Raw genomic sequence first — 22348 nt, 5'->3', positions numbered from 1 at the left:
CCTTCCGACGGCGGCCCAGATGGCGGCGGCCAAGGTGGCGGCGCCGGTCCAGTCCTCCGACCACCGCACGCTGACGATCGTGCTGTTCCTCGTCGTCGTGGCAGTCACGTTGTACGTCACGCTGGTGGCCAGCAGGCAGAACCGCACCGCCGCCGACTACTACGCCGCCGGCCGGTCCTTCTCCGGTTTCCAGAACGGCATGGCGATCTCCGGCGACTACATGTCGGCCGCGTCGTTCCTCGGCATCTCCGGAGCGATAGCGCTCTCGGGGTACGACGGCTTCCTGTACTCCATCGGGTTCCTCGTGGCGTGGCTGGTCGCGCTGATGCTGGTGGCCGAGCTCCTGCGCAACTCCGGCCGGTTCACCCTCGCCGACCAGCTCGCCTACCGCATGCGCCAGCGGCCGGTACGCACCGCCGCCGCGGTGTCCACACTCGGCGTCTCGATCTTCTACTTGCTGGCGCAGATGGTCGGGGCGGGCTCTCTGGTGGCGTTGCTGCTGGGCATCAGCAGCGACACCGCCAAGAACCTCACCATCGCTCTCGTCGGCGCGCTGATGATCTTCTACGTCACGGTCGGCGGGATGAAGGGCACCACCTGGGTGCAGATCGTCAAGGCCGTCCTGCTCATGGGCGGCACACTGCTGGTCACCGGCATCGTGTTGTGGAAGTTCGGCTTCAACCTCTCCGACCTGCTGGGCACGGCCGCGGACCGCAGCGGCAAGGGGCAGGCGTTCATCGAACCAGGGCTGAAGTACGGCAAGTCGCTGACCTCCCGGATCGACTTCCTGTCCCTCGGCCTCGCCCTCGTCCTCGGCACCGCCGGCCTGCCGCACATCCTGATCCGCTTCTACACCGTGCCGACCTCGCGCGCGGCACGGTCCTCGGTGCAGTGGGCGATCGGCATCATCGGCGCCTTCTACCTGATGACGCTGGTGCTCGGCTTCGGCGCGGCGGCCATGCTCGACACCGGCCCGGACTCCCAGGTGGCGGCGACCGCGGGCAACGTCGCCGCCCCGCTGCTGGCGCAGGCGGCCGGAGGTGGTGCGGGCACGACCGGTGGTGCGGTCCTGCTGGCGTTGATCGCCGCGGTGGCGTTCGCCACCATCCTCGCGGTGGTCGCCGGCCTGACGCTCACCTCGGCGTCGTCGTTCGCCCACGACATCTACGCGCACGTGCTCCGGCGCGGTCAGGCGTCCGAACGCCAGGAGGTCCGGGTCGCCAGGATGGCGGCGATCCTGATCGGGGCGGTGGCGATCGTGCTGGCGATCCCGGCGCAGCGGCTCAACGTCGCCTTCCTGGTGGCGCTGGCGTTCGCGGTGGCGGCCTCGGCAAACCTCCCGGCGATCGTCTACAACCTGTTCTGGCGCCGGTTCAACACCCGGGGCGCGGTGTGGAGCATCTACGGCGGGCTGGGCAGCGCCGTGCTGCTCGTCTTCTTCTCCCCTGTGGTCTCGGGCAAGGTCGCGCCTGACGGTACGAGCGCCTCGCTCTTCCCGCTGGGCGTCGATTTCGCGTGGTTCCCGCTGGAGAACCCCGGCATCGTGTCCATTCCGCTCGGGTTCCTGCTCGGGTGGGCGGGCACCGTCTCGAGCAGGGACCGCGACTCCGAACCCCGCTTCGACGAACTGCAGGTGCGCGCCCTGACCGGCGCCGGAGCGGAGGTGGCGTCCGGGCGCTGACCCGCCCCGTCGGGACCGCACGGTGGACTGCGGATCCGTCACGCTGTGCGCCCGCCCGGATGGCCCGCGTCGCCCTTGGTGTGCACTGTCAGCCTCCCGCCGGTCCAGGCCACCGGGTGCGGGCCGGGCACGCTCCCGGGCTGCCGGGCCGGAGGGCTAGGGTCTAGAAACACGTCCTGGACGCCAGACTGCCAGCACACCGAAGAAGGGGTTGTCCGTGAGCGAAGCACTGTCGAACCTCCTGCGGGAAGACCGCCGCTTCCCGCCGCCCGCGGAGCTCGCCGCCGCCGCCAACGTCACCAAGGAGACCTACGCCGAGGCGGACGCCGACCGGATCGCCTTCTGGGAGAAGCAGGCCCGCCGGCTGCACTGGGACCGCGAGTGGGACGAGGCGCTCGACTGGAGCAAGGCGCCCTTCGCGAAGTGGTTCGTGGGCGGCCGGATCAACGCCGCGTACAACTGCCTGGACCGCCACGTCGAGGCCGGCAACGGCGACAAGGTTGCCTACCACTGGGAGGGCGAGCCGGGCGACACCCGCACGATCACCTACGCCGACCTGCTGCGCGAGGTCTCCAAGGCGGCCAACGCGCTGACCGAGCTGGGTGTGCGGGCCGGCGACCGGGTGGCCATCTACATGCCGATGATCCCCGAGACCGTGGTCGCGATGCTGGCCTGCGCCCGGCTGGGTGCGCCACACACCGTGGTGTTCGGCGGGTTCTCGGCGAGCGCACTGCGCGACCGCATCCAGGACTGCGACGCGCGGATCGTGATCACCTCCGACGGAGGCTACCGCCGGGGCGCACCGAGCGCGTTGAAGCCGCAGGTCGACCAGGCGCTCACCGAATGCCCGGACGTGCGCAACGTCCTCGTGGTGAAGCGGACCGCCCAGGACGTGGAGTGGACCGAGGGCCGCGACCTGTGGTGGCACGAGGTCGTCGACAAGCAGAGCGACCAGCACACGGCGGAGTTCTTCGACGCCGAGCAGCCGCTCTACGTCATGTACACCAGCGGCACCACCGGCAAGCCCAAGGGCATCCTGCACACCACCGGCGGCTACCTCACCCAGGTCGCCTGGACGCACTGGGCGGTCTTCGACGTCAAGCCGGACGACGTCTACTGGACCGCCGCCGACATCGGCTGGGTCACCGGTCACTCCTACATCGTCTACGGCCCGCTGGCCAACGGCGTGACGAGCGTGATGTACGAAGGCACGCCGGACACCCCGCACCGCGGCCGCTGGTGGGAGCTGATCGCGAAGTACGGTGTCAGCATCCTCTACTGCGCGCCCACCGCGATCCGGACGTTCATGAAGTGGGGCGAGGACATCCCGGCGGAGTTCGACCTGTCCTCGCTGCGCGTGCTGGGCAGCGTCGGCGAGCCGATCAACCCCGAGGCGTACGTGTGGTACCGCACCTACATCGGTGGCGGCCGGACCCCGGTCGTGGACACCTGGTGGCAGACCGAGACGGGCGGCATCATGATCACCCCGCTGCCGGGCGTGGCCGAGGGGAAGCCGGGCGCGGCCATGACTGCGCTGCCCGGGATCTCCGCCGAGGTGGTCGACGACGCCGGCAACCCGGTGCCCAACGGCGCCGGCGGTTACCTCGTGCTCACCGAGCCGTGGCCGGCGATGCTGCGGACGCTGTGGGGCGACGACCAGCGTTACATCGACACGTACTGGTCGCGGTTCGAGGGTCGCTACTTCGCCGGTGACGGTGCCAAGAAGGACGACGACGGCGACATCTGGTTGCTCGGCCGGGTCGACGACGTCATGAACGTCTCCGGGCACCGGCTGTCCACCACCGAGATCGAGTCCGCGCTGGTGTCCCACCCGAAGGTGGCCGAGGCAGCCGTGGTGGGGGCCACCGACCCGACGACCGGGCAGGCCGTCGTGGCGTTCGTGATCCTGCGCGGCAGCGCGGCCGAGTCCGGGGAGGAGGCGGCGAAGGAGCTGCGCAACCACGTGGCCTCCGAAATCGGGCCGATCGCCAAGCCCCGCCAGATCCTCGTGGTGGAGGAGCTGCCGAAGACGCGCTCCGGCAAGATCATGCGCCGGCTGCTGCGCGACGTGGCGGAGAACCGCGAGCTCGGCGACGTCACCACCCTCACCGACTCCTCGGTGATGGAGCTGATCCGGTCCAACCTCTCCACGCCCGGCGCCGCTGACGACGACTGAGCCGGCGGACCGGCCACGGGTCGGAGCCGAGCCGTGACGACGTGGCCCTGAAGGATTTGCGAATCGGAAACCTTCAGGGCCACGTCACCGATGGTCCCGGGCGTGTCGAGGCTGCGGATCACTGGCCGGGGTAGACCCGAGGTACGCACCACTGGCTGGTCCTGGCTGGTTCTGGCTGGTTCTCGCCAGCCCTCCAGCCGTCCGGCGAACTCCGGAAGGACACCATGCGCGCACTCGTCGTCGATCACTCCGCTCCCGCACATCTGCGGCTGGCCGAGGCATCCGACCCCCGACCGGCCGCCGGCCAGGCACTGGTCGAGGTGCGGGCGTTCTCCCTGAACTACGGCGAGCTGGCCGGCCTGCCCAACCAGCCCGAGGGCCTGGTGCCGGGCTGGGACGCCGCCGGTGTCGTGGTCGCTGCGGCCGCCGACGGGAGCGGTCCGGCGGAGGGCTCCCGGGTGGTGACGTTCGGTCCGGCCGGCGCCTGGGCGGGGCTGCGCGCGGTGGACACCACCGAGCTCGCCGTGGTGCCCGACGAGATCGACCTGGGCACGACCAGCGCTCTCCCGGTTGCCGGCGTGACCGCGCTTCGGGCGATCCGCAGGTTCGGGTTCGTCGGGGGCGAGCGGGTCCTGGTGACCGGGGCGTCCGGCGGGGTGGGCAGGTTCGCGGTGCAGATCGCGGCGCTGGCCGGTGCGTACGTGATCGCCAGTGTCGGCCGGCCCGAACGCGGCGCCGGCCTGGCCGAGCTCGGCGCCGACGAGGTGGTCGTCGGTGTGGACACGGTGGCGGGTCCGCTGCACGGGGTGGTGGACAACGTAGGCGGCCCGCACCTGGTGAAGGCATTCGGCCTGCTGGGCGAGGGCGGCTCGCTGCAGTCGATCGGCGCCACCTCCGGTGAGCCGGCGGTGTTCCCGCCGTACGCCACGGTCGGCACCCGGCGCAGGCTGGAGGCGTTCACCATGGGCGGCAACCTCGCCGGCGACCTCGGCTATCTCGTCGGCCTCGCCGCCCGCGGCCGCCTCGACATCCAGGTCGGCTGGCGCGGCTCGTGGGAGCAGATGGCCGAGGCGGTCGAGGCGTTGTTCGGCCGCCAGGTGGCCGGAAAGGCCGTACTCGACGTCAGCTGAGCGCCCGGTCGCTCAGGTCGGCCAGTCCAGCTGTGGCGCGGGTACTCCGACCGAAAGACCGTACGCCTTGGCCGCAGCTTCGCCAGCTTGGTCGCCGCGTGGATGGCGGAAGATCCGCCCGGCGTAGACGACGAACGTCTCTTCGTTCGTCCGGAAGTCGACGTACCAGCTGCCGACGTCCAGCGCACCGACGAACTGCGCCGCCAGTCTCGGCGCCCGCTCGTCGGGCAGCGAGAACGACAGCAGCGTCCACAGCGCCGGCTGCCCCGCCGTGGGGTCTCCGGCGTCGACGCGGACGATCCTGTGCACGGTGAGGTCGAGTTCGTCGAGTTCGCAGTCGGTGCGCAGGCTCTCGGCGATGAGCGTTCCCTCTGCCATCGGCGTACGTTAACCCCGGCCACCGACAGCGGCCGATGCGCAGACTCTGGTCACCGGGAGATCCTTGGCACTCGTGGACTTCCAGCCGATCGAACGCCCGTCGGAAGCGTTCCAGCAGTCGGTCACCGCCGAGCAGGTGGTGGCCATGACCCGTCGCGCCTTCGGCACGCACGTGCAGGTCCGCGCGGCGGTCGAACTCGGTAACGGCACGTACAACAACACCTACAGCGTCGACCTCACCGACGTGAACACCGGCGAGGACCCACATGAGAGCCCCGGCGAGCCCTCGGGCGCGAACCCGCGCAGGGATCGCTCGGTCATTCTGCGGGTCGCGCCGGAGCCCGCCCGGCAGTCCCGCACCGATCACGCATTCCTGCGCAACGAGGTCGCGAGCATCCCCCACCTCGCCCCGATCGCCGCGCTCATGCCGAGGCTGCTCGCGACCGACTTCAGCCAGCAGGTCGTGGGCCGGGACTACGTGTTCCAGTCACTGCTGCACGGCGTACCGGCGCCCGAGGGACTGGCCGCCTACCCGCGGGCGTCCTGGGCGGCGTTCTACCGGAACCTGGGCGCGATCACCCGGGTCGTCCACGACGTACGTGGAGAACGCTTCGGCCCGGTCTCCGGCCCGGCGTTCGACACCTGGAGCGAGGCGGTGGCCGCTCACCTGGACGATCTCGCCGCCGACCTGGACGACCTCGGCCTGGACGCCACCGACGTACGCCGGCTGGCCCAGGTTGCCGTCGCCCACCGCACCGTGCTGGACCGGATCCGCGAGCCCCGCCTGCTGCACGGCGACCTGTGGACAGTCAACGTGATGCTCACTCCGGGCGCTCCGGAGCCGACTGTCTGCGGTGTGTTCGACTGCCACCGGTGCTCATGGGGCGACCCCGAAGCGGACTGGTCGATCCTGCTCGCGGGCCGGCGGCCGGGCACCGAGCGGGACGCGTTCTGGGAGGCGTACGGACCGTTGACGAACGCCGACGAGGCGAGGCTGCGCCGGCTGATCTACCGGGCCTCGCACCTCGCCGCCGCCCGGCTGGAACGCCACCGTCTGGGCAACCACGTCGGCGTCGCCGAGTCCTACGACGAGATGCGCGAACTCCTCGCCCTGCTGCCCGGCTGACACCCCTCCAGGAGGTTCACCGTCAGTCGTCGTCGAGCTGGAAGCCCTGCCGGCGTCGGACCCGGTCATGCACCTCGGCGGGCAACGCGTCGGCGGCCAGCAGCTTCGGCAACAGCTCCGGCTCCAGAGTGAGGGCACGGAACGTCAGCGCGATGGTGACGTCGTGGTCGGGCCGGTGGACGACGACCACCTCGTCACCGGTACGCACCTGTCCGGGCGTGACCACCCGGAGGTAGGCCCCGGGCAGGGCGCCGCGGGTGAACGTCTTGATCCACCCACGCTCGGCGAGCCAGCCGGCGAACGTCGAGCACGGGATCCGCGGCACCGACACCTCGAGAACCGTCGAACCGATCCGCCACCGCTCGCCGATCCGGGCGCCGTTGACGTCCACGTCGACCGTGGTGAGGTTCTCCCCGAACGAACCAGGCCGCAGCTCCCGGCCGAGCACGCGCTGCCAGTGGTCGAGATCCTCCCGGGCGTAGGCGTACACCGCCTGGTCGTCACCGCCGTGGTTCTTCCGATCGCCGATGAAGTCGCCGACCAGACCGCTGCCCTGCCCGCCGTGCTTGGGCCCGGGTGCGCGTACGTCGACCGGCTCGGTGACCGGCAGCTTGCCGATACCGGTGGACTCGGTGTCCTTGTGCGGGTTGGGTTCGGGTGCCCCGACGTTGACGGAGAGAACGTGTGCCATCGCGGCGACCCTACTGGGCACCGCAACTGCTTTTGGATCTGACGGGGCGCCGGTCACCTGCGTCGCAGCTGCACCCGAGGCTGCTGCACCGTCGGGTCGTCGGGGCGTACGGGCGCCAGCTGCTGGGTCTTGTCGCCGGCGTTGCCCGGCTGCGGGACGTCCGGAGCCGCGGGCCCTCCCGCCGGGCGGTCGCCGTTGGTCCCTCGGTCGCCGTGCTCGGGCGCGTCCGCGGTCGCCGACGCTTCCTCCGCCTTCTCACCCGGCTTCTCGTCCGCACCGTCGCCTGCGTTCTGTCCGGCGTCCTGCGGCGCCTCCTGGCCGGTGGACGGCGCGGAGGAACCCGGCACACCGACGGCGGCCAGCGCGAAGCCTGCGTCCTCGCCCCCGGACAGGGTGGCGAGCATCTGCCGAAGGTTGGCCATCTGGGCGAGGATGCTGTCCCGCCGCTGGGTGATGGACTTCAGCTCCCGGTCGGCGTCGCCGCGGATCCGCTCCGAGCGCGCCTTCGCCTCGGCCACGATCGTCTGCGCCTTGCGCTGCGCCTCCTCGATCGAACGCTCGGCCTGTGCGGCGGCCTCGGCCTGGCGGCGGTCGGCCTCGGCGTGGGTCTGCTCAGCGCGCTCCAGGACCACCGCGAGGTGCTGCTCGGCGGCCGACCGCCGCTCGGCGATGTCCCGGTCGGCGTGCTCGCGACGTTGGGCGAGGGCGCGTTCGAGGTCGACGGCGGCCTGTGCGGACTTGGCCCGCTGGTCCTCTAGCAGCGCCTCCGCCTCGGCCCGGAGGGCGGCGGCGTCCCGCTCGGCGGCATCGACGATCTCCGCGGCCTGGTCCTTCGCCTCGCTCAGCAGCTCCGCAGCGCCGCGGTCGGCCTCGGCGCGCCGCTCGGTGGCGTACCGCTCGGCCTCCTTGCGCAGCTCACCGGCGGCCTGTTCGGCCTCCTGGCGCAGCTCGTGGGCGTGGGTGGTCGCCGCTGCACGCTGCTCGGCGGCCTCCTCTTCGGCCAACGCGAGGATGCGGCCGATGCGCTCGCCGAGATCGGCGTAGGCCGACTCGCTCCGTCGCTCCCGGGCCTGCACGGCCTTCGTCTCGAGGTCCTGCACCCGGCCGGCGAGGTAGGCCTTCTCCCGGCGTACGGCGTCCAGGGTCTCGTTGAGCTTGCGGACCGTCTGGTCCACCTGGGTCGGCTCGTAGCCCCGGCGGACAACGCGGAACGAGGTGGGGATGGAGTCTGGCATGGGCACTCGTCCTTCGGGTCCGGCGGGAAAGCTCTGGCGGTGAGTACGGGCGGGGTCCTGCGTCGAGCGGAGGGCGTGGCCGGAAGGCACACGTCACCAACGGCGCCGCGGGCAACGACGTCGTTTCGGCAGCTGTTGTGGGCCGCTCGCGAACACCGAACGCCTCGCGGGCGACGTGAGGAAATCCTAACCGTCGTCACCGACACCAACCAGGCCGTGCATAAGGCGTGAGAAGGTCATACCGGTACACCGTCAGGGCCGAGGCGCCGCATCCGCGCGGGGCGCACCTGTGCCAGCATCGGGACCCGTGTCGAGCACTCCGCGCCGCCCCCACCGCCCGGGATCCGGACCCGGGTCCAGGGCTGGATCCCGAGCCGCGTCCCGAACCAGTTCCGGCCCCGGACCGGCATCAGCACCGCGAGCCAAGGACGGGCCCCGGGTCGGCCAGGATCTGCACGTCGGCGCCCGCAACGCGCGGTTCCAGCAGTGGCACGCGCTGCTGGACAACCGGACGAAGCGCAACCACCAGGGTGAGTTCCTCGTGCACGGCGTACGACCGATCAGCCTGGCGGTGGAACACGGCTGGCCGTTGAGCGCGCTGCTGCGCCCGGCGGCCGGCAGGTCGGTGGAGGCGGCGGCGACGTCGGAATGGGCTCGGCGGATCACCGAACGGATTCGCGCCGAGCAACCGGACGTGCAGCACGTCGCGATGGATCCCGAACTCCTGCGCGAACTCGGTGAGAAGTCCGACGACCTGCCCGAACTTCTCGCCGTGGCCAGGATTCCCCCCGACCGGATGGACCGGATCGACGTGGGCGCCGACGGCCTGGTGGTGGTCTTCGACCGGCCCGCCAACCCCGGCAACATCGGCACGCTGGTCCGCTCCGCCGACGCGTTCGGCGCCCGGGGCGTGCTGGTCACCGGCCACGCCGCGGACGTCTACGACCCGAAGGCGGTGCGGGCGAGTACCGGCTCGCTGTTCGCGCTGCCCACGGTGCGGGCCGCCGCACCCCGTGACGTGCTCGCCTGGGTCGCCGACCTACGCGCGGCCGGCGTACCAATGCAGGTGGTCGGGACCGACGAGGCCGGGACCGAGGACGTCGACCAGGTCGACCTGACCGGCCCCACTCTGCTGGTCGTCGGGAACGAGACCCGCGGCATGAGCGCGGGCTGGCGCGAGGCCTGCGACATCGTGGCCCGGATACCGGCCGGTGGCGCCGCCAGTTCACTGAACGCCGCGGTCGCGGGCACTGTCGTCCTCTACGAGGCCGGCCGCCAGCGGCGGAGCGGCCACCCGAGGTGAACCCAGCCGTCCCGTAGGGTGGGACCCGGTGCGCCGGGAAGTCTGGTCGGCAGTCCTCAGCGGAGCCTGCCCACGCGCGGTCCTCCGCCGACCCAGCCGACGGACGGAGACCACCATGGCGCGCCCCACCGTACGCATCCGACGGCTCGTCCTTCCCGACCAGACCGGCGCCGAACGCTCCTTCCTCGGCGACGTCCTGCGCCAGGAGACCGTGGGCGGCGCCCTCCTGCTCGGCGCCGCGGTGATCGCGCTCGTCTGGGCCAACTCCCCGTGGCACGCCGGTTACGAGCACGTACGCGAGTTCGCGATCGGCCCGCTGTCGGTGGAGCAGTGGGCCGCCGACGGGCTGCTGGCGATCTTCTTCTACGTCGCCGGCCTGGAACTCAAGCGTGAACTCGTCACCGGCTCCCTGCGCCGGCTGTCCCTCGCCCTGGTTCCTGTCGTCGCCGCGCTGGCCGGGATGGTGGTGCCCGCGCTGCTGTACGTCGCGGTGGTTGCCGGCTCCGGTGACCGGTCCACCCTCGGCGGGTGGGCGGTGCCGACCGCCACCGACATCGCGTTCGCGCTGGCCGTCCTCGCCGTCGCGGGCTCGGCCCTGCCGGCGGCGCTGCGCGCGTTCCTGCTCACGCTGGCGGTCGTGGACGACCTGGGCGCCATCACGGTGATCGCGGTGTTCTTCACCGACCACCTCGACCTCCTGGCGCTGGCGGCGGCGGTGGCGTTGCTCGGCGTGTACGCCTACCTGCAGCGTCGCCGGGTCCGTACGCCGTGGATCTACCTCCCGCTGGCCATCGCGGTCTGGTGGTTCGTGCACGAGAGCGGAGTGCACGCGACGGTGGCAGGGGTCGCGCTCGGCCTGCTGACCAGGGTGCGGCCCGACCCGGGCGAGGAGCACTCCCCCGCCGAACGCCTCGAACACCGGATCCGCCCCCTGTCGGCCGGCCTGGCCGTACCGGCGTTCGCGTTGTTCGCGGCCGGGGTCCCGGTGAGCGCGGCGGCGCTCGGTGCGATGGTGCGCGACCCCGCCGCGGTCGGCGTCATGGTCGGCCTGGTCGTCGGAAAGGCGGTCGGTGTCTTCGGCGGAGCCTGGCTGACGGCGACCTTCACCCGGGCCGACCTCAACCCCGACCTGGAGTGGCGGGACCTGTTCGCCGTGGCCGCGCTGTCCGGGATCGGGTTCACCGTCTCGCTGCTGGTCTCCGATCTCGCGTTCGGCTCCGACCCGGCGGAGGCGGCCCGGGTGAAGGCGGCCGTACTCACCGCCTCGCTGGTCGCCGCGGCGATCGCGGTGGTACTTCTTCGGCTGCGGCTTCGAGCACGTCAGGTGACATCGTCATAGTCTGGTCGCGACCTGGTCGAGAACGTCGCCAGGAGCCGTCACGAGGCAAGGAGCGCGCATGGCCACGCAGCACGACACTGTGCCCGGATCGCAGTCCCGCGCCTCGGCGTCCGACGAGCGGTCGCTAGGCCAGCTCGTCGCGGACGCCAGTCGCGACCTGTCCACCCTGCTTCGTGGCGAGATCGAGCTTGCCAAGGTGGAACTGAAGGAGAGCGCCACGGCGGCAGGCAAGGGCGCCGGCATGTTCGGCGGTGCGGCGTTCCTCGGATACGTCGCGTTCCTGATGCTGTCCATCGCAGCGGGCTACGGCCTCGTCGCCGCAGGCCTGCATCCGGCGATCGCGTTCGTCGTCGTCGGGGTCGTCTACCTGATCATCGCCGGCATCCTCGCGCTGATCGGCAAGCGCAACATGAAGAAGGCCGGTCCGCCCGAGCGCACCAAGCGGTCCATCGACGAGACCAAGACGATGGTCCAGCAGCTCGGCCACCACGACCAGAACGCCGGCGGGCGGCCGCAGCTCGGCCCGTCGGGACGGTAGGTCAACACGCCCTGAGGGCGCGGAGCGGTCACCTCCGCGTCGGCTCGCTGTCCGCTATGGGACAGTGGGGGCATGAGCGCCCACGCAGGGGGAGCTGTCGAGATCGACGGGCCGTGGACCCACCGCTGGGTGGCGGCCAACGGCGCGCGGTTTCACCTGGCCGAGTGCGGCAACGGACCGCTCGTCCTCTTCCTGCACGGTTTCCCCGAGTTCTGGTGGGCGTGGCGGCACCAGCTGCCCGCCCTGGCCGACCTGGGATACCGTGCCGCAGCCATGGACCTGCGCGGTTACGGCGGTAGCGACAAGACGCCGCGCGGCTACGACCCGGTGACCCTGGCCGGCGACGTGGCCGGGCTGGTGCGATCGCTCGGCCACTCCGACGCCGTCCTGGTCGGGCATGGCTGGGGCGGGTACGTCGCCTGGGCCACCGCCACCCTGCATCCCCGTCAGGTCAACTCGCTGGCCGTGGTCGGTGCGCCGCACCCGCTGCGGTTGCGCCGCGAGGCGTTCCGGGGCGGCAGCCAGCTCCGCTCCGCCGGGCACGTGGTGTCGTTCCAGGCGCCGTTGCTGCCCGAACGCCAACTGGTCGCCGACGACGGTGCGCTCGTCGAACGCCTGCTGCGGCGGTGGTCCGCACCCGGCTCGGCGTTCCCCGATCCCGAGGCGGCCAGGCGCTACCGCACGGCGATGCAGCTGTGGCCGGCGCCGCACTGCGCGCTGGAGTACTACCGCTGGCTGGTGCGTGCGGCGTTCCGCTCCGACGGACGCAGGTTCGTGGCCCGGATGAAGCAGCCCGTCACCCAGCGGGTGCTGCAGGTGCACGGGATGCTGGACCCGTCTGTCCTGCCCGCCACTGCCGAGGGGTCGGCGGAGTACGTCGCCGGCCCCCACCGATGGCGACTGCTGGACGGCGTGGGCCACTTCCCGCACGAGGAGGCGCCGGACGCCTTCCTCAAGGAGCTCCTGGCCTGGCTCGACGAGGCCTGATCCCAGGCGTCGGCCGGGCGGGCAGTACGCCGGGCCGCGAGTCCGTCTGGCGCGCCGGGAAACCCGGTCAGGAACAGCCGCCGGTCGACACCGGTTCCCGGGCGTTCACCCCGGCCCGGGCGTTGCCGGCCACCTCTTCCGCGGTCAGGGCGTACCCCGTCGAGCCGTCCTCGACCGAAGCGGCGAAGACCAGCCCGGTGACATGGCCCTCGGTCGAGACCAGCGGGCCGCCGGAGTTGCCCGGCCGGACCTTGGCGTACAGCGAGAACACCTCGCGGGTGACCTGCTGGTTGCCGTAGATGTCCGGGCCCCGCAGCGCCTGCTCCGAACGCACCCTGGCCGCGCCGGCGGTGAACGGGCCGTTGCCGGGATACCCGAGCACCGCGCCCTCGTCGCCGGGCTTGGCGCCCTCGTCCAGCGGTACCGGTGCGAGCGGCAGGTCGGGCACGGCCAGGACCGCGACGTCGCGCTCGGGGTCGTACGACACCACGCGGGCGTGGTAGCGGCGGCCCTCGCGGGTCTCCACCCGTGGCGCCGACACCCCGGCCACCACGTGGGCGTTGGTCATCACGCGGTTCGGCGCGTAGACGAACCCCGAGCCCTCCAGGGAGCGCGAGCACTCCAGCGCCACGCCGGTCACCCGCACCACGCTGCGGCCGGCGCGCCGGATGTCGGGGTCCTTCAGCACACCGGCGGCCGGCGGCTGGGCGGGCGCGATGCGTTCGGCCTCGAACGGCGCGAGATAACGCGGGAACAGGCTGGGGTCGACCACCCGGCCGAACGCCTGCACCGCCTGCGAGCCGAACGGCGGGACGATCTCGTCGACGGTCGCCAGCACCCGCGAACCGCGGACGGTCGTGGAGACGTCACCGAAACGCGCGTTGGCGACCGCGGACCCGAGAATCCAGGCCACCACGAGCATGGCGGCGATGCTGAGCGCGGCGCCCGCGGTCGCGTCGACGAAGTGCGCCGGACGCCAGGTAACGCGCGAGCGCAGGGCGGCCCCGAGCGCGGCACCGAGCGCCTGGCCGAGGAAGGCGCCGGCCAGCACAATGCCGAGCGCCACCAGCGAGACGCGCAGGCTGGGCTCGTACTTGTCCAGGACGACGGGCGCGAGCCAGGCACCGGCCAACCCGCCGCCGATCAGGCCGGCGACGCCGAGGGCGCCGATGAGGAACCCCTGCCGGTAGCCGGAGATGCCGTAGCAGATCGCCGCGACGATCAGGATGATGTCGAGCACGTTCACGACGGCCTCCCGTCCTCGGTGGCACGGGCCGTGCCGAGCTCGACCAGATGGGTGGGCAGGTCCTCGACCCGGTTGTCGTCCCAGGGCCGTTCCCAGCCGGCGAGGGCGATCAGCCGGTCGAGTATCCCGCCGGTGAAGCCCCACACGACCAGTCCGGCCACCGCGAACGCCGGGCCGACGAAGCCGGACGGATGGCGTACGGACAACCGGTTGGCGGGGTCGACCAGTGTCTCCAGCGGTACGCGGTGCACCGACGCCACCTCCGCGACGTCGACCACGCGAACCGGCGAGGGTGCGTGCCACCAGCCGAGGACCGGCGTGACGAGATACCCGGACGGCGGAAGGTAGAGGTCGGGCAGCGTCCCGAACACCGTGACGCCGGTGGGGTCCAGCCCGGTCTCCTCGACGGTCTCCCGCAGCGCCGCGGCCACCGGGCCGGTGTCGGTGGGGTCGATGGCGCCGCCGGGGAAGGCGGGCTGGCCGGCGTGCGAGCGCAGCGTGTGGGCGCGTTCGATCAGCAGGATGTCGGGGCCGTGCACGCCCTCGCCGAACAGCAGCAGGACGGCCGAGGCACGTCCGCCGCCGTCGGGTGGCAGTGCCCGGCTGAAGTCGCCGGGCCGGGCGCGGCGGGCGACGCCGCGGACGGGTTCGAGCCAGGTGGGCAGGTCGATCGGGTTCTGGTCAGCGCGGGCGTCGGTCCTCACAGCTTCACTCCCAGGTAGGTCCGTACGTCCTGGCGCAGTTCCCGCTCCGAGTCGTACGCCCGGTGTGCCACGTGCACGACCTTGCCGTCGGCGTTCACGAAAACGGTGGCGGGGATGCCGACGAGCAGCCCGAAGGGCGCCAGCAGCCGCTTGTCGGGGTCGGCCAGCTGCGGGTAGCGCAGGCCGAGGTCACGGGCGAAGGCGAGGGCGAGCTCGGGACGCGGGTCGGCGTAGTCGACGCCCACGACGCGCAGCGAGTCGCCGGCCGCGGCGTACAGCTTCTGGAAGTGCGGCGCCTCCTGCCGGCACGGTCCGCACCACTGCGCCCAGACGTTGAGCACCGTCGGAGCGCCCTTCAGGTGGGGCAGGTGGACGGCCGGCCCGGAGCCCAGGCAGGGCAGGGTCACGTCGGGCAGCGGCTTCCCGCCGGGACGCGCCGGGGGCGCCCGGTGCACCGACCCACCCGGCCCGGCCGTCGCCTCGGCACAGGGCGCGATCCCGGCCCGCGCGCGCAGCGTGGCGAGCCGCTTGCTGTCCGGGCGGGGGGCCGCCCTTGACGCCGGCGTACTGGTCGGCGACTGCGACTCGGTGACCCGCTCGCCGACGCCTGCCGGCTGCTGCTCGTCCGGACCGCTCGTTCCCGCGCAGCCCGCACTCAGCAGGGCGAGCGAGAGGCCCGCGACCGCGTACGCCGTTCGTCTCCCACCGCGCCTCATTGGGTGTCCAGTGCCTCCGCGGCACTACGGACGAGCTTGCTCGCGGTCTTGGCGTCGGTCGGTCCCTCGCCGAAGGAGGGGCACAGCGGCGCGACCGGGCAGGCGCCACACGCCGGCCGGCGGGAGTGACACCGGCGGCGTCCGTGCCAGATGAGGCGCTGGGACATGTCGGTCCACTCGCGCTTCTCGATCAGCGCGCCGATCTCGTGCTCGATCTTCACCGGATCGGTCTCGGTGGTCCACCCGAACCGCCGGGACAACCGCTGTACGTGGGTGTCGACGGTGATGCCGGGGACGCCGAACGCGTTGCCGAGGACGACGTTGGCGGTCTTGCGGCCCACGCCGGGAAGGGTGACGAGATCCTTCAGCTTGCCCGGCACCTCACCCGAGTAGCGCTCGACCAGCGCCTGCGCCATCCCCATGATCGACTTCGTCTTCGCCCGGAAGAACCCGGTCGACTGGATGATCGACTCGACGTCCTCGGGGTCGGCGGCGGCCAGGTCGGCCGCGGTCGGGTATTTCGCGAACAGGGTGGGAGTGACGAGGTTGACCCGCTTGTCGGTGGTCTGGGCGGACAGGATCGTGGCCACCAGCAGCTGGAACGCGTCGGCGAAGTCGAGCTCGCAGTGCGCGTCGGGGTAGGTCTCGGCCAGGATCCGGTTGATCCGCCGCGCCCGGCGGACCAGCGCCAGCCGGCTCTCCTCGGGGCGACCGGCGCCCTTCGCTGCCCTGCCCGCGATCTTCGCGGGCTTGTCCGCGGCCTTCGCGGGCTTGTCCGCGGCCTTGCCTGTCCTGCCTGTCCTGCCTGCGGCCCTGCCGGCGGGCTTGTCCGCTGAGCTGCTCGGCGAACTCGCGGAGCCGCGCCCGGGGCGGGTCGTGGAGCGGGCCGAACCCGCGGCGGGTGGAGTCACGCGGGTCAGCCTACGTGGCCTAGCTACCGCGATCACGGTGTGGCGCGGCACACTAGACCGCGGGTCGGCAGGGCGCGGGCCCGGAGGAGGATCACCGAGTGAACGACGTGCTGCGGCAAGCGCCGCTGTTCGCGGGCCTGGACGACGCCGCGGCGACGGCTCTGCGCGCCGCCATGCACGAGATCCGACTGCGCCGCGGCGACGCGCTCTTCCACGAGGGCGACATCGGTGACGAGTTGTACGTCGTGATCGACGGCAAGGTCAAGATGGGCCGGACATCCTCCGACGGCCGGGAGAACCTCCTCTCGGTGCTCGGGCCGGGCCAGATGTTCGGCGAGCTGTCGGTCTTCGACCCGGGCCCGCGGTCCTCCACGGTCACGGCGGTCACCGACACCACGCTGCTGGTGCTGGGCCAGGACCAGCTGATGACCTGGCTGACCGGCCGGCCCGAGGTGTCCCGCAACCTCCTCCACCAGCTCGCCTCGCGGCTTCGCGCCCTCAACGAGGCGGTCGCCGACCTGGTGTTCTCCGACGTACCCGGCCGGGTCGCCAAGGCGCTGCTGGACCTGGCCCGCCGGTTCGGCCGGCCCGCCGACGGCGGCATCCACGTCCACCACGACCTGACGCAGGAGGAGCTCGCCCAGCTCGTCGGCGCGTCCCGGGAGACCGTCAACAAGGCGTTGGCGGACTTCGCGCACCGGGGCTGGATCCGGCTGGAGCAGCGGGCGGTCGTGATCCTCGACGTGGAGCGGCTCAGCAACCGCGCCCGCTGACCGGCCCGGTCAGGCGTCGGCGGCGCCGGCCGCGTCGGCGAGCGCGTCGAGATAGTCGAGCTGGGCGCGGACGCTCTGCTCTGCCGCCGGCCACAACGACCGATCGACCTCGGCGTACACGCGTTCGACCACCTCCCGCGGCGTCCGCGCACCCGACCGGACGGCCGCGCGCACCTGCTCCAGGCGTTCGGCCCGGTGAGTGAGGTAGTGGTCGAGGACGCCACGCGGGTCCTCGACCGGCGGGCCGTGTCCGGGCAGGAGTTGGCGTACGGGCACCTGCGCGACCAGGTCGCGAAGCCGGCGCAGCGAGGCGAGGTAGGGCCCGAGCGCTCCGTCGGGGTGGGCCACCACCGTGGTCCCCTGGCCCAGCACAGTGTCGCCGGTGAGCAGAACGGCCGCGCCCGCGCCGCCGACCGACGAAGCCGTGTCCCCCGGGTCCGTGCCGGCCAGGTCCGGGACCAGGAACGACACCGAGTCGGACGTGTGTCCCGGCGTGGCGACCACCCGCAGGGCGAGGTCGTCGACCGTCAGCACGTCGCCGTCGGCCAGTCCGCCGTCCCGGGCGTACGCCGGGGCCACCGCGCGCAGCGGGCATCCGGCCAGCTCGGCGAACCGGCGCGCGCCCTCGGAATGGTCGAGGTGGCCGTGGGTGAGCACCGCCCCCGTCACCCGGCCGCCGCGCGACGCACCCGCCGCAAGGACCTGCCGCAGATGACCTTCGTCGGCAGGGCCGGGGTCGACCACCAGCGCGTCGCCTGAGGAGCCGAACAGCACCCACGTGTTGGTGCCGGAGAGCGTCATCGGACCCGGGTTGTCCGCGAGCACGCACACCGCCCGCGGGCCCACCGGCCCACCCGTCCACCACCCCGCCGCGGTCACCGCAACTCCCCCTCGTCGTACGCCGAGCTGTCGGCCGGGGCCGCGTCTCCGGTCACGCGGGAATCCCAGTCGGCATCCCAGGGAAGCACCCACCGCCCGCCGTCGGGCGTGCGGCGGACCCGCGGCTGCACCGGCCGGATGGTCCGCTCGCCGGCGGCGGCCAGCGCCGCCTCGACGTCGGGCAGGTCGGTGAGGGAGGCGAGGGTGAGATAGGTGGGGGGCAGCATCCGCATCTCGCCACGGTGAACCGAGGCCAGCGCGTCGGCGGGCCGCATCCACGCCACCCGGTCGGCCTCGCCGGACACGTCCCGGGGCTGCTGGCCGGCCGGCAGCGCCGCGACGAAGAACCTGGTGTCGAACCGGCGTTCCTCGACCCGCGGGGTGATCCAGTGGTCCCACGCTGCCAGCAGGTCCGAACGCAGGACCAGGCCGCGGCGTTCGAGCAGTTCGGCGAAGGGCAGCACCCGGCCGAGCAGAGCCATCCGGTCGCGCTCCCAGTCGTCCCCGGTGGGGTCGGCGACCACGGTGCCGGTGTCGGGGCCGGCGAGCAGGACGCCCGCCTCCTCGAAGGTCTCGCGTACGGCTGCACACACCGAGGCCCGCGCGAGCCGCTCGTCGGCGAACCCCAGCCGTGCAGCCCACTCCGCGGGTGCCGGGCCGGCCCATCCCACCGCGGCGTCGGCGTCACGGGCGTCGGCCGAGCCTCCCGGGAAGGCGTACATCCCCGCGGCGAACGCCATCGAGGTGTGCCGGCGCAGGAGGTAGACCTCCAGGCCGGCGGAACCGTCACGCAGGAGCACGACGGTGGACGCGTGCCGCGGCCTGACCGGGGTGAACTCCCCCGCATCCAGCCGGGCGGCGCGTTCGACCAGGGCGGGCGGCACGGCCCGGACCGACGTGTCGTACGCCGGCCCGCCGAGCGCCCCCGTCTCACCCGCGTCCGCGTCCACCGGGGGTGCTCACCCCGTCTCCACCACGAGCTCGACCTCGACCGGAGCGTCCAGCGGCAGCACCGCGACGCCGACCGCGCTGCGGGCGTGCTGGCCGGCGTCGCCGAACACCGCGCCGAGCAGCTCCGACGCGCCGTTGGCGACCTTCGGCTGCCCGGTGAAGTCGGGCGCGCTGGCCACGAACACCACGACCTTGACCACCCGGGTCACCGACGACAGGTCACCGAGCTCCGCGCGCACCGCGGCGAGCGCGTTGAGGGTGGCCTGCCGGGCGAGCCCGTACGCGTCCTCCGGGCTGACGTCGGCGCCGACCTTGCCAGTCGCCAGCAGGGACCCGCCGGAGATCGGCAGCTGACCGGAGGTGTGCACGTGGCTGCCGGTGCGGACCGCCGGGACGTACGCCGCGACCGGCGCGGCCACCGGCGGCAGCTCCAGCCCGAGGTCGGCGAGCCTGCCCTCGGGTCCGCTCACGCCTTTGCCCGCTTGAGGTAGGCGACCAGGTTGTCGGGGTTGGGGCCCGGCACGACCTGGACCAGCTCCCAGCCGTCCTCGCCCCAGTTGTCGAGGATCTGCTTCGTCGCGTGCACCAGCAGCGGGACGGTGGCGTACTCCCATTTCGTCATGGCCGCGAGCTTATGGCACCGCGCCGACGGACTCCGCCCGCCCGGAATGTCCCTCGGGTGTCGGGCCACACGAGCCCCGGTCCGGCGGTCCGGTACCGACGTGGCCGTCGCAGCGGCTAGTCTCGACGAGCGTGACACGCGGTGACAGTGACTGGGAGGGTGTCCGCCTCCATATCGTGACGGGCAAGGGCGGCACCGGTAAGACGACGGTCGCCGGAGCACTCGCGCTCGCCCTCGCGGCCAGCGGGCAGACGGTCCTGTTGTGCGAGGTCGAAGGCCGCCAGGGCATCGCCCGGCTCTTCGACGCGCCCAACCGCACCTACGACGAGCACCGGATCGCCGCCGTGCCCGACGAGAACGCCACCGCCGGCGAGGTCTACGGCCTGGCGATCGACCCGGAGGCGGCGCTCGCGGAGTACCTCGAGATGTACTACCACATGGGCCGCGCCGTTCGGGCCCTGGACAAGGTGGGCGCGATCGACTTCGCCACCACGATCGCCCCCGGGGTCCGCGACGTCCTGCTGACCGGGAAGGTCTACGAGGCCGTCCGCCGCAAGGAGAAGAAGCGCACCCACGCCCGGGTCTACGACGCTGTGGTGCTGGACGCCCCGCCCACGGGCCGGATCGCCCGTTTCCTCGGAGTCAACGCCGGGGTCGCCGACATCGCCCGGGTCGGCCCGATCCGCCGCCAGGCCGACAGCATCATGACGATGATGCGCTCGCCCCAGACGGTGGTCCACCTGGTGACGCTGCTGGAGGAGATGCCCGTACAGGAGACCGCGGACGGGATCGCCGAGCTACGGGAGGCGAAGATCCCCGTCGGCGCGGTCGTGGTCAACCTGGCCGAGCAGAGCCCACTCGACGCGAAGGCGCTCACCGCGGCGTCGGGCGGCTCGCTCCCCCGCGACGACTTCACCGCCGCGCTGCGCGAGACCGGGCTGTCCGCCGACGACGAGACCGTCAACGGGCTGCTCACCGACGCCCGCGAGCACGCGGTCCGGGTCGAGCTGGAGAACGAGCTCCGGGCGCAGGTCGCCGGGCTGGGCCGGCCGACGTACGAACTACCCCGCCTCACCGACGGAGTTGATCTCGGCGCGCTGTTCGAGCTCAGCCACGCACTCACCGCGCAGGGGATGGCATGAGCAGGCGAAGGAAGACCGTGGACGGGCTGCACGGCCTGGAGATCGACGCGCTTCTGGACGACCGGACCGTGGAGATCATCGTCTGCTGCGGCTCCGGCGGGGTCGGCAAGACAACCACCGCGGCGGCCCTCGGCGTACGCGCCGCCGAACGCGGCCGGCAGGTCGTCGTACTCACCATCGACCCCGCGCGGCGGCTGGCCCAGGCGATGGGGCTGCCCGAACTCGACGACACCCCGCGCCGGGTGGAGGGGATCGACACCAAACGCGGCGGTCACCTCGACGCGATGATGCTGGACATGAAGCGCACCTTCGACCAGGTGGTGCTGGCCACCACCTCGCCGGAGAAGGCGAAGGTGATCCTGGAGAACCCGTTCTACGTCGCGCTGTCGTCGTCGTTCGCGGGCACCCAGGAGTACATGGCCATGGAGAAGCTCGGCCAGCTGCACGCCGACGCCCTGGCCGACGGGCGGTACGACCTGATCATCGTCGACACCCCGCCGTCGCGGTCCGCGCTGGACTTCCTGGACGCGCCGAAGCGGCTGTCGTCGTTCCTGGACAGCCGGCTGCTGCGGCTGCTGAGCGCACCCGCACGCGGCCCACTCAAGATGTTCTCCGCCGGGATGGGCCTGGTCACCGGAATGCTCACCAAGCTCCTCGGCGCCCAGGTGCTCACCGACATCCAGACGTTCGTCGCCGCGCTCGACACGACGTTCGGTGGCTTCCGAGCCCGCTCCGAACGCACCTATGCACTGCTCCAGGAGGAACGCACGGCGTTCCTCGTGGTGGCCGCACCCGAACCCGACGCGATGCGCGAGGCGGCCTACTTCGTCGAACGCCTGCGGGACGAGCGCATGCCGCTGACCGGAATGGTGCTCAACCGGATGACCTCGCCGGCGGCGACCCACGTCTCCGCCGAACGCAGCCTGTCCGCGGCCGAGGCGCTCACCGAGGCCGGCAGGCACCCGGTCGCCGCCGCGGTGCTCGGCCTGCACGGCGAACGCATGCGCCGTGCCGCCCGCGAACACCACCTGGCCGAGAGGTTCGCCTCGGCGCACCCGGGTGTCGCCGTGGCCGGCGTACCCGCGCTGTCGTCCGACGTGCACGACCTGGACGGCCTGCGCGAGATCGGTGCCCGGCTCAGCGGCGAGTGACCGCCGTACCCGAGACGACCGGCGCACGCCGAGGTGATCGGCGTGCGCCTGTCCCGCCGGCGTACGCCGAAGATGGTGGTTTCGTGGTGAAAGAAAGCGATACGCCGGGCCCCCGTCAATGGTCCGGGACGAGGGCACCGACCTGAAGTGCTACTTCGCGCTGCTCCCCTGCCTACCCGAGGGCACGAACCCGGGCGGGTCCGTGTGCGGTGTAGGCCCGCTCGTACTCCGTGCGAGCGGTCTCGAGCAGCTGCCGCCACGACGTGACGGTGGGGCGTCGACGGAGCACGGCACGACGCTCGCGCTCGGTCATTCCTCCCCAGACCCCCCATTCGATCCGACCGTCCAGTGCTTCCGCGAGGCACTCGGTACGAACCGGGCACCCCATGCAGACGGTCTTGACATCGTGCTGAGCGGCCCCCTGGACGAACAGCCGGTCGGGTTCGTCACTTCCGCGGCAGGCGGCCAGCCGGACCCAGTCGCCATTCCATGTCATTCTCTTGTCCCTCCCCTGACGTCGGTCACGCAAGGTGACCGATGCGCGGACGTTCCCCCAACGTCCTGGCAGAACGGTAAGGCCACGAGAGCCCAAAGCGACAGCCCCCGAAGGCCAGATTTGAGATTGTGTCGACCGTCGGGCTGGGTAAGTAGGGCTCGGGAGGTCGGCGA

At 72.4% G+C, this 22348-nt stretch carries 23 protein-coding genes; 11 read left to right on the top strand and 12 right to left on the bottom strand.

All coding sequences use genetic code 11. The features are described from left to right. Window positions 1–19 precede the first annotated feature (19 nt). The 3 genes from BLU27_RS09125 (at window position 20) to BLU27_RS09115 (ending at window position 4987) form a co-directional block, all read left to right on the top strand. Window positions 20–1681, top strand: a complete 1662-nt coding sequence (locus BLU27_RS09125; protein WP_092657441.1) for a solute symporter family protein — start codon at window positions 20–22, stop codon at window positions 1679–1681. A 217-nt stretch (window positions 1682–1898) separates the two neighbouring features. Continuing rightward, window positions 1899–3857: an acetate--CoA ligase gene (acs, locus tag BLU27_RS09120; protein ID WP_092652369.1), complete on the top strand. Its 1959-nt coding sequence runs from the start codon at window positions 1899–1901 to the stop codon at window positions 3855–3857. A gap of 224 nt (window positions 3858–4081) precedes the next feature. Next, window positions 4082–4987, top strand: coding sequence for a zinc-binding dehydrogenase (locus tag BLU27_RS09115; RefSeq protein ID WP_092652367.1), 906 nt, complete (start codon window positions 4082–4084; stop codon window positions 4985–4987). Window positions 4988–4999: 12 nt separating this feature from the next. Here the strand turns inward: BLU27_RS09115 and BLU27_RS09110 are convergent, their stop codons facing one another. Continuing rightward, window positions 5000–5365: a hypothetical protein gene (locus BLU27_RS09110; protein WP_092652365.1), complete on the bottom strand. Its 366-nt coding sequence runs from the start codon at window positions 5363–5365 to the stop codon at window positions 5000–5002. Window positions 5366–5438: 73 nt separating this feature from the next. Here BLU27_RS09110 and BLU27_RS09105 point away from each other — a divergent pair, with 73 nt between their 5' ends. Then, window positions 5439–6491 (top strand): phosphotransferase family protein, encoded by a 1053-nt coding sequence (locus tag BLU27_RS09105; RefSeq protein WP_092652363.1) that lies wholly within the window; start codon window positions 5439–5441, stop codon window positions 6489–6491. A 22-nt stretch (window positions 6492–6513) separates the two neighbouring features. Here the strand turns inward: BLU27_RS09105 and BLU27_RS09100 are convergent, their stop codons facing one another. Further along, window positions 6514–7182 carry an MOSC domain-containing protein gene (locus tag BLU27_RS09100; protein WP_092652361.1) on the bottom strand — a complete coding sequence of 223 codons (669 nt, stop codon included), beginning with the start codon at window positions 7180–7182 and terminating at the stop codon, window positions 6514–6516. Window positions 7183–7235: 53 nt separating this feature from the next. Beyond that, complete coding sequence (locus BLU27_RS09095; protein ID WP_092652359.1) at window positions 7236–8417, bottom strand: coiled-coil domain-containing protein; 1182 nt, start codon at window positions 8415–8417, stop codon at window positions 7236–7238. A gap of 307 nt (window positions 8418–8724) precedes the next feature. Between BLU27_RS09095 and BLU27_RS09090 the strand changes: the two genes are divergently transcribed. From BLU27_RS09090 to BLU27_RS09075, 4 genes are all read left to right on the top strand, one after another. Then, a complete protein-coding gene (locus BLU27_RS09090) occupies window positions 8725–9720 on the top strand; it encodes a TrmH family RNA methyltransferase (protein ID WP_241827869.1) in 996 nt (331 codons plus the stop codon). A 115-nt stretch (window positions 9721–9835) separates the two neighbouring features. Continuing rightward, the gene (nhaA, locus tag BLU27_RS09085; protein ID WP_092652357.1) at window positions 9836–11059 is read left to right on the top strand and encodes a Na+/H+ antiporter NhaA; all 1224 of its coding nucleotides are present in this window, start codon (window positions 9836–9838) and stop codon (window positions 11057–11059) included. Between the two features lie 58 nt (window positions 11060–11117). Next, a complete protein-coding gene (locus tag BLU27_RS09080) occupies window positions 11118–11597 on the top strand; it encodes a phage holin family protein (RefSeq protein ID WP_092652355.1) in 480 nt (159 codons plus the stop codon). A gap of 72 nt (window positions 11598–11669) precedes the next feature. Next, a complete protein-coding gene (locus tag BLU27_RS09075) occupies window positions 11670–12584 on the top strand; it encodes an alpha/beta fold hydrolase (protein WP_092652353.1) in 915 nt (304 codons plus the stop codon). A 67-nt stretch (window positions 12585–12651) separates the two neighbouring features. Here BLU27_RS09075 and BLU27_RS09070 read toward each other — a convergent pair whose 3' ends face one another. From BLU27_RS09070 to nth, 4 genes are read right to left on the bottom strand one after another with little or no spacing between them, the layout of a single operon-like run. Further along, window positions 12652–13830, bottom strand: a complete 1179-nt coding sequence (locus tag BLU27_RS09070) for a MarP family serine protease (RefSeq protein ID WP_092652350.1) — start codon at window positions 13828–13830, stop codon at window positions 12652–12654. Continuing rightward, window positions 13827–14534, bottom strand: coding sequence for an NUDIX hydrolase (locus tag BLU27_RS09065; protein WP_092652348.1), 708 nt, complete (start codon window positions 14532–14534; stop codon window positions 13827–13829). The genes BLU27_RS09070 and BLU27_RS09065 overlap by 4 nt, the downstream gene beginning before the upstream one ends. Next, window positions 14531–15250 carry a TlpA family protein disulfide reductase gene (locus tag BLU27_RS09060; RefSeq protein WP_092652346.1) on the bottom strand — a complete coding sequence of 240 codons (720 nt, stop codon included), beginning with the start codon at window positions 15248–15250 and terminating at the stop codon, window positions 14531–14533. The genes BLU27_RS09065 and BLU27_RS09060 overlap by 4 nt, the downstream gene beginning before the upstream one ends. Beyond that, window positions 15247–15990, bottom strand: a complete 744-nt coding sequence (nth, locus tag BLU27_RS09055; protein WP_422386098.1) for an endonuclease III — start codon at window positions 15988–15990, stop codon at window positions 15247–15249. Before nth ends, BLU27_RS09060 begins: the two co-directional genes overlap by 4 nt. Window positions 15991–16259: 269 nt before the next feature. On the opposite strand from nth, the gene BLU27_RS09050 reads away from it, so the two are divergent. Further along, window positions 16260–16934 carry a Crp/Fnr family transcriptional regulator gene (locus tag BLU27_RS09050; protein WP_092652342.1) on the top strand — a complete coding sequence of 225 codons (675 nt, stop codon included), beginning with the start codon at window positions 16260–16262 and terminating at the stop codon, window positions 16932–16934. A 9-nt stretch (window positions 16935–16943) separates the two neighbouring features. On the opposite strand, the gene BLU27_RS09045 is transcribed toward BLU27_RS09050, so the two are convergent. The 4 genes from BLU27_RS09045 to BLU27_RS09030 are packed head-to-tail and all read right to left on the bottom strand — an operon-like array spanning window position 16944 to window position 19386. Further along, complete coding sequence (locus BLU27_RS09045) at window positions 16944–17813, bottom strand: MBL fold metallo-hydrolase (protein WP_241827868.1); 870 nt, start codon at window positions 17811–17813, stop codon at window positions 16944–16946. Beyond that, window positions 17810–18763, bottom strand: coding sequence for an NUDIX hydrolase (locus BLU27_RS09040; RefSeq protein WP_241827867.1), 954 nt, complete (start codon window positions 18761–18763; stop codon window positions 17810–17812). Before BLU27_RS09040 ends, BLU27_RS09045 begins: the two co-directional genes overlap by 4 nt. A gap of 9 nt (window positions 18764–18772) precedes the next feature. Then, window positions 18773–19234 (bottom strand): RidA family protein, encoded by a 462-nt coding sequence (locus BLU27_RS09035; RefSeq protein ID WP_092652340.1) that lies wholly within the window; start codon window positions 19232–19234, stop codon window positions 18773–18775. After that, window positions 19231–19386 (bottom strand): Sp36 family protein, encoded by a 156-nt coding sequence (locus BLU27_RS09030; protein WP_092652338.1) that lies wholly within the window; start codon window positions 19384–19386, stop codon window positions 19231–19233. Before BLU27_RS09030 ends, BLU27_RS09035 begins: the two co-directional genes overlap by 4 nt. A gap of 131 nt (window positions 19387–19517) precedes the next feature. On the opposite strand from BLU27_RS09030, the gene bagA reads away from it, so the two are divergent. Further along, the gene (gene bagA / locus BLU27_RS09025; RefSeq protein WP_092652335.1) at window positions 19518–20528 is read left to right on the top strand and encodes an ATPase BagA; all 1011 of its coding nucleotides are present in this window, start codon (window positions 19518–19520) and stop codon (window positions 20526–20528) included. Continuing rightward, window positions 20525–21679, top strand: coding sequence for an ArsA family ATPase (gene bagB, locus BLU27_RS09020; protein ID WP_172804916.1), 1155 nt, complete (start codon window positions 20525–20527; stop codon window positions 21677–21679). The genes bagA and bagB overlap by 4 nt, the downstream gene beginning before the upstream one ends. 172 nt (window positions 21680–21851) lie before the next feature. On the opposite strand, the gene BLU27_RS09015 is transcribed toward bagB, so the two are convergent. Next, window positions 21852–22175, bottom strand: coding sequence for a WhiB family transcriptional regulator (locus tag BLU27_RS09015; RefSeq protein ID WP_092652333.1), 324 nt, complete (start codon window positions 22173–22175; stop codon window positions 21852–21854). Window positions 22176–22348 lie beyond the last annotated feature (173 nt).

The sequence above is a fragment of the Actinopolymorpha singaporensis genome (assembly GCF_900104745.1).
GTDB classification, from domain to species: Bacteria; Actinomycetota; Actinomycetes; order Propionibacteriales; family Actinopolymorphaceae; genus Actinopolymorpha; species Actinopolymorpha singaporensis.
Note: the sequence above shows the minus strand (reverse complement) of the source record. Positions and strands in the feature narration are given on the sequence as shown.